The organism is Pelotomaculum sp. FP (assembly GCF_004369245.1).
In the GTDB taxonomy this organism is placed as follows: Bacteria; Bacillota; Desulfotomaculia; order Desulfotomaculales; family Pelotomaculaceae; genus Pelotomaculum_C; species Pelotomaculum_C schinkii.
In genome coordinates this window covers 1-7,722 of sequence record NZ_QFGB01000096.1, presented here as the reverse complement: position 1 = coordinate 7,722, position 7,722 = coordinate 1, and the positions used below count along the sequence as shown (strand labels likewise).

The 7,722-nt window shown below is 42.3% G+C and carries 7 protein-coding genes; 5 read left to right on the top strand and 2 right to left on the bottom strand.

Features of this window, described 5'->3' with window-relative positions:
* Window positions 1–269: 269 nt before the first annotated feature.
* A complete protein-coding gene (locus Psfp_RS20405) occupies window positions 270–1,016 on the bottom strand; it encodes an FRG domain-containing protein (protein ID WP_134220351.1) in 747 nt (248 codons plus the stop codon).
* Window positions 1,017–1,873: 857 nt separating this feature from the next.
* On the opposite strand from Psfp_RS20405, the gene Psfp_RS20400 reads away from it, so the two are divergent.
* The 5 genes from Psfp_RS20400 (at window position 1,874) to Psfp_RS20380 (ending at window position 6,422) form a co-directional block, all read left to right on the top strand.
* Window positions 1,874–3,238 carry an ATP-binding protein gene (locus tag Psfp_RS20400; RefSeq protein ID WP_243120831.1) on the top strand — a complete coding sequence of 455 codons (1,365 nt, stop codon included), beginning with the start codon at window positions 1,874–1,876 and terminating at the stop codon, window positions 3,236–3,238.
* Window positions 3,239–3,245: 7 nt separating this feature from the next.
* Window positions 3,246–3,890: an accessory gene regulator B family protein gene (locus Psfp_RS20395; RefSeq protein ID WP_192895566.1), complete on the top strand. Its 645-nt coding sequence runs from the start codon at window positions 3,246–3,248 to the stop codon at window positions 3,888–3,890.
* A complete protein-coding gene (locus tag Psfp_RS20390) occupies window positions 3,890–4,012 on the top strand; it encodes a cyclic lactone autoinducer peptide (RefSeq protein WP_134220348.1) in 123 nt (40 codons plus the stop codon). The genes Psfp_RS20395 and Psfp_RS20390 overlap by 1 nt, the downstream gene beginning before the upstream one ends.
* 25 nt (window positions 4,013–4,037) lie before the next feature.
* Entirely contained in the window at window positions 4,038–4,796 is a 759-nt protein-coding gene (locus Psfp_RS20385) for a LytTR family DNA-binding domain-containing protein (RefSeq protein ID WP_134220347.1), read from the top strand.
* A 1,056-nt stretch (window positions 4,797–5,852) separates the two neighbouring features.
* Window positions 5,853–6,422, top strand: coding sequence for a hypothetical protein (locus Psfp_RS20380; RefSeq protein WP_134220346.1), 570 nt, complete (start codon window positions 5,853–5,855; stop codon window positions 6,420–6,422).
* Between the two features lie 115 nt (window positions 6,423–6,537).
* Here the strand turns inward: Psfp_RS20380 and Psfp_RS20375 are convergent.
* Window positions 6,538–7,722: IS110 family transposase (locus Psfp_RS20375; RefSeq protein WP_134220345.1), on the bottom strand; the 1,185-nt coding region annotated here is incomplete at its 5' end.

The following is a 7,722-nucleotide window of genomic DNA, read 5'->3' as shown; positions in this document are numbered from 1 at the left end:
AACTGATGATATTTTTTGAGGACCGGCTGCAAGGTAAAATGGTTTCGTGATCGGGGGCGCTGCCCCCGAACCCCTGGAGTTTATCGCTTGGTTTTCCAAGACGGCAGATAAAAGCGACGGTCTCCATTGGAATCCGCCGCCTCGCCAAACCTCAAGCGCCGCTCGGGTCGCGCTCCCGCGTTGCCCTATCCTGCGCATGAGTAAAAGCATTATTAGTGTGTACAATTACTTGTGAGATTATTCCATTTACACGGAAGCCGGTACACTCCCTAATCCCATAATGTTTCCTTAATAGATAAGGTTTCAACTCTTCTTCTAATATCCTCTGCGATACTATCTTTTTCACATTTATCTGTTCCTCTATAAATGCATTTTTCGTTTTTGCAATTTTCTTTTGGACAAACATCATTTGCATATAACATAAACGAACCAGACTGTCTCAATATACGCTCATTTATAACCTTTGGTCTTGCAAAACAATAGTATCCGTTAATAATATGATAAAATGCCATTTCCACATCTTTTTCCTTGTGATTTCTAACTATATAGTCGTAATAACTTCTAACGTCATAATTCCCACCAATATTTTTATGGCGAATATAAAATTCTACAATAATGTTTAATACTGTATTACTTGGTATTTCATCAAGCCTTCTTTGAAATATAAATATTTCCCCGTCTTTATCAAAATTATCACAACAGGTAAAATACAAACACACTACTGGATTTTCCGTTACGTCAAGTAAACGAGTATGTAATCCATAATGTTGCATTTTAGCTACGATGTTGAACAATCCATCGCTTTCAGGAAATTCATCAGGTCTTCTTCTAATAAATTCATTAATTAACTCCTCTTCATAATTCAACATACCGCTCCTGTAAATTGTTGGCAATAATACATATTCCCTATCTGGTTGTCCTCTATAGAACTCAATTTCCGAAGAATGATTTCTATTTTTCTTCAGATCATGCGCTATTTTTAAAAAGTCAAAAGCTGATGTAATAGGTATCTGCATTGTTCAATTCCTCCAGGCTACTAGTAGCATCTCTAAGTAGAGTAGGCACTGGTATGTTGTTCTCAGGAGAAATATTTCTACCATATATTTATATTTCCTCCTTTTCTATATTAGTTTGATGACTTGAGTCAGCAAGTTCTAATGACCAATTTGCTTTGCTATAAAATGAAATTATATGAAGCCTGATTTTCCTCAAATGGGAGCGCCTCCAAGTACTAAGATCTATGGAAACGGATTACCGCTTTCTGGTATGTGGTGTTTATTTATTTATAAGGTTGAGGGTGAATTTACTTCGGTTTATTGTACATTGAATGGGGTGATGACTGAAAGAGGCAAAAATTTAAGTATTTAACAAAAGCAGCCTGGGATATTACACAACCCACAGGCTGCTTTTTTTTGCTGAAAACCTTACCTCAGCCCTCGGGCTTGAAGCTGAAGCGCTGCTCCGAAAGGCTTCGGAAACAACTGCAACCCAACTAAGGGGGTTGTCCCTTGTCAATGTCCATACTACCAGGTTCATTAACGTAAATATTTGGAGAGAATAGAAGGAATATCTATTTCCTTATAGAAATTGTATAGTCAGAATACAACCTATCTAAAGGCAGGATCTCAAAAAAGCACTGGCCTAAACATAGTATCTGTCAATGCAGCCAGGCTGTCGGAAAAAGAGAGACATAATTTTGTTTAGTTGAATATAAGCTCATTCCGGTACCGGGATGAGCTTTGTTTTTTAGAAGCCTTCCGTAATTAAAAAGCTAAATGACCCTTTCAGGCACCAAAAGGACCCTTTCGTACAAACACAGCAGGAATTGCGATTTTAGGCGACAATAATTAGGAAGTGGTATTTTGTGGATAAAATGACAATCCTGCAACTTTTATGCGTATCCCTTCCCGAAGCCATGCTGGTGGCAGCGCTGGGGATTACCCTCGCAGGATTCAGGCCGCGCCTTGGGCAGTTATTTATAATCGGCATGTTTCACGCATTGGCGTCTTATATTATAAGGTTGTCCCAAGTGCCCTTCGGCCTGCACACAATACTATTGCTTTTAGCCTTTATCTTAATAATTCACGCGGTTACCCGCCTAAACCTAATTACTTCCACCTTGGCGGGTTTGGCGGGACTCACTGTATTTGCCGCGGTAGAAACACTGATAGCCCCGCAATTGTTGGGAATAACAGGCTATACCTATGAACAGGCTCTTGACGATCCCCTATTGAGAATCTGCTTCTTTTTGCCGGAAGCCGCAGCCATCCTTTTAATAATCATTTTTTGCCGGCGCCATCGTATAAACATCTTATCTTACTTAAAAAAAGCAAAACAAACAGGTGGATTAACCATATCGAGGGCTCAAGACCTGTTGGATGAAGATTTTTATATTAGGCAGTACTTCCCGCTAATTGCCCTGGTTCTGAGCCCCATCCTGCTGCTGGCGCTATTAAACAGCACTTTCTTTTTATCCCGCGCCGGCAGTATTTCTGAGCTATATTTAAATAGCTTTACGACCTTTATTAGTTTGGCGGTGGTACTTCTAACAGGTTTATCCGCAGTGGCAATCAAAAGAATCGCCAGAATTGTAGAAGTAGAGTGTACTGCTAAACAAACGGCGGAAACGATTTCCCAAATGGAAGAGCTAATTTATTCCATCCGCAAACAGCGCCACGACTTTAATCACCACCTTCAGGCAGTATACGGCTTCCTTGAAGTCGGCTCTTCCCGTGAAGCCAGGGACTACATAAGAAATACATTTAACGCCATTAGTACCCGAGGGGAACTTATTAAAACCGACAACCATGAAATAAGCGCCATGTTGTATACGAAAATCAGTCTGGCAGAGGCAAAGAATATGAATCTTGAAGTTCTAATAAACTGCAGCCTTAAAGATCTACCATTAAAATCCGGAGAAGCCAATTCCGTTCTGGGCAACCTGATTGATAACGCCATGGAAGCAGTGGGAAGCGCTTCGGGAGAAAGGCGCCTTATAAACGTGGAAATAACAAAACCATCTAATGCATTTGTTTTTGCAGTGGCAAACCGAGGTAAACCAATTGAACCGGAAATCATTGACAGAATCTTTGAACCAAACTTCTCAACCAAAAAAGGGAGGCCTGGTTTGGGGCTGGCAATAGTTAAAGAACTAGTTGAACGATACAATGGTTCAGTAACCGTATCTTCAAATGATGAGGAGACGATTTTTACAGTCCGCCTGCCTGCGAAAAAGTGAGGAAACGATGAGCCTATATAGCGCCTCAAGTAAAATAGCAAAATACATTACTGAGGAAGCTGACTTGAGTTCGCGCCAGGCTGACCGTGTGCGCTACGGCCTGGAAATTATCCTGGGGACTTTAATTAAGGGGGTCGTTCTTTTAATGTCTGCCGGCTTCCTGAGAATCCTGCCCCAGGTAATTGTCGCCCTCATTTGCGGGAGCCTGCTGCGCCTGGTGAGCGGCGGCGCCCACTGTACCAGCTACCTGCGCTGCCTGTGTTGCGGCTTGGTTGTCTACCTTTCCGCGGGTATGATAGCTCTGAACCTGGAAAAACTCTTACATCCCGGCCAGTTGGCGATGGTTTTATTGCCCTGTTTCCTGACCATGGCTTTATGCGCCTGTTTGTGGGCGCCCGCTGAAGTGCCGTACAGGACAATAAATTACGAAGAAAGGCTTCTTTTTAAAGGGGTTACTCTAGTATATCTAACCGTTTTGCTGAGTGCCGCCTTTTTGTCCGGCGACCATATTAGATTATCTTACATCATGGCCGGACTTCTGGCCCTGCTGGTGCAGACCTTTAGTTTTACCCCGCCGGGTTACCTGATTATTGGTAAAATTGATGAATCCTTATCCTACATAACTACAAGGAAAGGAGGTTTAATTGAATAATGTTGAAAATTAAGAAGTTGTTATTTGCCCCTTTGGTTTTAAGCGCATTGTTTATCGCTGCTTTGGGCATTAAACCGGCCAGCTTTATATTCTGGTACCAGCCCAAACCGCCTGAAAAATAAACCTGGTTAAGGAAGGCCAAAGCCCATGAGCATAACCATACTCATCGCTGAAGATGATCCGGCCATGCGCCACATCTTAAAAAAGGCCCTTGAAGAAATACCTGATGCAGAGGTTATCGGCGAAGCTAAAGACGGCCTGGAAACAATCCGGCTGGTGAAACAACTTGCTCCCCAGGTCGTCTTTCTGGATGTCTTCATGCAAGGAAAAGACGGATTGGATGCAGCACGGGAAATATGTAAATTCAGTCCCAAGACCACGCTCATCTTTGCTACCGCCTATGAAAACTTTACCCATCAGGCTTTCGAAGTTTACGCCTTCGATTATTTAATTAAGCCCTTTAAGATCGACCGGATCCGTAAAACTATGGAGCGGATCAGAGCGAGGTTTACTGAAGCGGAACGGACCATAGACGCCTCCTTCACCGCGCCTCAAGCTGAAGCCGGGCCGTCCAGAATATTTATTAAAGAAGAAGGAAAGAAAGTATTCGTAAACGTCAAAGACATTATCTTCTTAACGAGAGAAGGGCGATCCACGGTCATACACACCCCCGGAGGCAAATTTAAAACCACAGAGACATTGGAGTCGCTGGAACAAAAACTATCAGAGCATTCCTTTTTTCGCAGCCACAGGGGGTTTATTATCAATCTGAATATGGTAAAGGAAATACAGCCCTGGGGCAAAAAGACGTGCAAAGTAATCTTAAACAACACAAAAGAATCAGTCATAATGACTAAAGCCAGGGCCAGGGTAATGGAAACAAAATTTGGAATGAATTTACGATGATAAATAGAGGGAATATCCCTCTATTTCTATTTCAACTAGAATTCTGAATACCTTTTCATACGTGAAAATATACTTATTCATACACAAAAAGGACCCTTTTGGACAGTATTGGTAGACAGGTTTGAAGTGATCTGCTAATTTATTTTATAAGATAAAATTATAAGATAAAAGCTCAAGTTTCTCACTTAAATAATAACCATAAAGCCTTGATATAGCTGGCCTAATCCGATTTTATTTAGCAGAAAAACAATAAAAGAAACCCTCGTCTGGAAAACAGAGTTGACTAAAGGTGTCTTTATGAAATCTATTTTGCCAGACAAATATGCAGTTGAAAAACAATTTAACGCTCATATGAATAATTTTTTCACCAGGTAAGAAATTGGTAAAATATTACGCTACTCAACTTTCAAAAACAAAAGGTTTTAGCTGTCTAGAACTTTTCAAGTTCATTTTCCTGCTTGTTTTTAGTGGCAAAAACCTTTATTGTCCATTGCAATCTGAAGTTAACTCCGGCAGGCTGGAGAAAGATACAATATATCGCTTTTATATTTTTGTCGGTATAATTGGCAAAAGTTTTTACTTACTGGCCAAAGAGTTCCAGGAGAGATCTTGTTATTCCATGGTAGCCCATACCACTATCGTATTCTGTCGTTACATCATGCTTGCCCTAGAAAACCGGAAAGCAAGGACCCGAGGACGCTTGGTAATCTATTTTATCTTTGCTGTAATGAGCTTAAAGACATTAGTTTTACCGAGATATTTCAGCTGATATTAACGATACTTGAGAATACTCTAAAAAAGTATCTTACAATAACAAAAAATCGTAATTTGCAGGACTTAATTGAAAAATTATTTCCTCTCTGCCCATATTTCTAAAATGATGGATCCGTTTTTTGTCATGCACAATTTGAGATGAAAATATTAAAAATCCAAGTATTGATCCCAGTTAAGCTATTTAACCATTATCAAGAGAAGCAGGGGGTGGTTCCAATGGCCTTCGCTAAATAAGTTGTTTGCAGATAAACTATTATTATTTATCAAAGGAGTATGATGAAAATGCATAGAAAAAAGTTTCTATTGTTAACCGTTAGCATCCTAATATTCAGTTTAATCTGTGGCACCTCAATTGTAGCTTACGCAATTACATGTGAAAGTACAAGTGGAGCTGATCGGTGGTTTACTCCATATCATGGATATGTTTACTACTCTAGAAACTCATCTAACAAAGTATACAGGATTGCATTTGAAAACATAAGATGGACATCATCTGCTATCTCTGAATACGATTTTACCAATGCTTGGGAACTTGAGTATAGACACAACCCCATGTCTGAGATGTTTGGGACTGGCGCAATTAGCATGTACAGTCAGTTAGCTGACTATTATTTTGAAGACGACGATCCAGATGATAGAACTTTTGGAACTCATAGCCCCCAATCAAACCAAGCAGATAGGGATTATGATGGTTACATGACGTTTAGTCCGGCATCTAACCAACCTGCAAGCTTTAACTTTGAAATCGAGTCGGAGTATGGCTTTGACGGTGGCGGAGGAGGCGACCCTGTACCTTATGACTGTGATATTCTTTATAATCTTACTAACACAACTAGTGGGTATACCTGGTAGTAGAACCTTAATAAAGGAGGTTGTTTAGTTTGAAACATGTTATCTTCACATCACCCTAAAAAGGGTACAACAAACTAACCGTTGGATGACGGTCGAAAAAAAGAAGTTCAGTCTTCTACGCTACTTCGCCGGTTTCCTCGTCCACAATCACAAAGCCCTTGTTGCGCAAGAAAGCAACAGCCTGAGCCGTGGTGAACTCACGGGTGACAGGCGGCTTGTCGGACTTTTTATAGAGTTCAGCGTTGTAAGCCTCGTTTTTGCTGAGGATATGCCAAATGGCGGTTAAGAGTTTCCGGGCGATGGCAATAACGGCTTTCTTGCCGCCGCGACGTTTTTTGAGTTGTTGGTACTTGTTTTTGAGTTCGGGGTGCTTGTCGGACTTGCTGACAGCGAGCGCGATTTGAACAAGGAGCGGTTTCAGGTACGCTCCTGCGCGACCGATGCGAGTGGTTTTCTTCTTACCAGCACTTTCCTGATTCTGCGGCGTAAGCCCCGCCCACGACACAAGCTTTTTAGCCGTTTCAAACACGGACATGTCAGCACCGATTTCCGCAAGGATACGAATAGCGGTAAGCGGTGTACTGATACCCGGAACGGTCATAAGTAAGTCAATTTGGGGTTGGTACTTCGCAGCAAGCTTGTCAATCAGGGTTTCAAGAGCGGCTTTCAAAGCGTTGATATCGTTCACGTGCCGCCGAATCAAGTTGAGCTTCTCCGCTTGCATGGGGTTGAGGTCTCCGTCAAGAGCCGCACGAATCTTTTCAGGCGAGGCCTTGCACTTGCCACTAATTAACCCGTCAAGTTCAAAATCTCCGTTTCCATGTTTAAGCAGAGCGTCAAGTACACGCGTGGCACTCTTGCCAAAAACATCGGAGAATACGTCATCAAGCTTGAAATTGCACAGGGTCAGGCAGTTTTGGGCGCGGTTCTTTTCGCCGGAAGCAAAGCCCGTCAGCTTGACATAATAGCGGCACAGGTCGCGCAGTTGGCGGATATCTAGTGGCGGAATGAAGCTGGAGCGCACCAAATCGCACTTGAAAAGCTCAGAAATCCACTTTGCGTCCTTCTTGTCGGTTTTCTTGCCCTTGATAGCCTTGACGTACTTGGGGTGCGTCAGGCAGACGTTGCAGGTCTTTTCAAGGGCATTGAAAATCGGGATCCAATACTTGCCGCACGATTCCATGCACACATCGCAGCAGTTGTAGGATGCGAGCCATTCGGCCAGCCTCCGCAAATCCCCGGTAAACGTCGAGAACCTCCTGATGTAGTGTTCGGTGCGGCTGTGCTCGTCGGTTACGGC